The sequence below is a fragment of the Pseudomonas sp. BJa3 genome (genome assembly GCF_026343815.1).
In the GTDB taxonomy this organism is placed as follows: domain Bacteria; phylum Pseudomonadota; class Gammaproteobacteria; order Pseudomonadales; family Pseudomonadaceae; genus Aquipseudomonas; species Aquipseudomonas soli.
On the sequence record NZ_JAOXMC010000308.1, the window covers coordinates 1 to 260 of the forward strand.

The 260-nt window shown below is 56.5% G+C and carries 1 protein-coding gene; it reads right to left on the reverse strand.

Going from position 1 to position 260, the window contains the following annotated elements; genetic code table 11:
* Positions 1 to 230, reverse strand: a 230-nt coding sequence (locus OH705_RS27820; protein ID WP_267303511.1) for an FCD domain-containing protein, incomplete at its 3' end; no start/stop codon positions are given.
* Between the last annotated feature and the right edge of the window lie 30 nt (positions 231 to 260).

Sequence of the window (260 nt, forward strand, 5' to 3'; positions counted from 1 at the left end):
GCATCGTCGCCGCTGGCATAGAGAAGGATCGCAAGGCAGACCAGCGTCTGCAATTCGGTCATCAGCCTGATCAAGATCTCATTCCCGGTCATCTGCGCAAGATGTAGATGAAATTCTCCAGTAAGGCGGACGAGCGTTCCACGGTCGCCGGACCGGCGCGCTCGATCCTCCTCTTTCAAATGTGCCGTGAGAGTTGTGAAGGATAGCGTCGAGGCGCTCGCTGCCAGCATCTTCACGATTTCTGGCTCGATCATTCGACG